Origin of the sequence: Micromonospora deserti (assembly GCF_003236335.1) — a bacterium.
Lineage (GTDB): Bacteria > Actinomycetota > Actinomycetes > Mycobacteriales > Micromonosporaceae > Micromonospora > Micromonospora deserti.
Window position 1 is genome coordinate 1 of sequence record NZ_POUB01000518.1, and the last position, 917, is coordinate 917.

General features: G+C 67.1%; 1 protein-coding gene. It reads right to left on the reverse strand.

Annotation, left to right across the window (positions count from 1 at the left end; translation table 11 throughout):
* Window positions 1–10: 10 nt before the first annotated feature.
* Window positions 11–793: a transposase family protein gene (locus tag C1I99_RS31675; protein ID WP_111137789.1), complete on the reverse strand. Its 783-nt coding sequence runs from the start codon at window positions 791–793 to the stop codon at window positions 11–13.
* Window positions 794–917 lie beyond the last annotated feature (124 nt).

A 917-nucleotide genomic window follows, 5' to 3' on the forward strand; every position in this document is an offset into this window, starting at 1 on the left:
TGAGCCATTTTCATCCTGGGTAGCGGTTGGTTTCGACGTGGTGCAGGACGAGGATGGCTTGGACGATCGGGGTGGCTCGGCGTGGGCAGCAGCGCAGCTTGGTCAGGATCTTCCAGGTTTTGAGCGTGGCGATCGCTCGTTCTCCGCGGGCGCGGATCTTCGCGTGGGCCCGGTTCACGGCCTTCTGCCTGCGTGACAGCTTCGGCCGGAAGCGGTGCCGCTTGAACGGCGTGCGCACGCTGCCACGGGCGCCCTGGTAGCCCTTGTCGGCGAACGTCATCACATCCGCGCTGGTCAGCGCATCGATGATGCCGTGACTGCGGGCGGCGGTCAGATCATGTGCCGAACCGGGCAGTGCCGGTGATGCCCACACGAGCCGGCCAGCGGCGTCCGCGATGACCTGCACGTTCACGCCGTGGCGTTTGTGCTTGCCGCAGTAGTAGGGCTTCTGCTCGGCGACCCGGTCGATTGGGATCAGCGTGCCGTCCAAGATCGCGTACGCCAGCAGCCGGACACGTCGCATCGCGGTGTCCAGGTCGTCGGCTGCCGAGCTGAGCAGGGCTATCGCCTCCTGGACGTAGCGCCAGGCGGTGGCGACGCCGATCTCGAAGCCTGCCGCGAGTCGGGTGTAGGTGTCGCCGTTACGCAGATGGGCCAGAGCGAGCAGCGCCTGCCGGCCGGGTTCGAGGCGCCGCCACCGGGATCGGCGCTGCTTACGATGGCCGCGGATGCGTTCGGCGAGGTGGTTCAGGGTACGGCTGGACAACGGAATCGTCGCGGGGTAGGACAGCATGGCGAGGCTCCCGGTCGGGGCTTCGAGTCTTGGTCGACAGCTGTCCTACCTGGAGCCTCGCACCCATCGATCACCAGGCCTGCCGCACCCGTCCCGAGCTGCAAGATCAGCTTGGAAAAGGCTC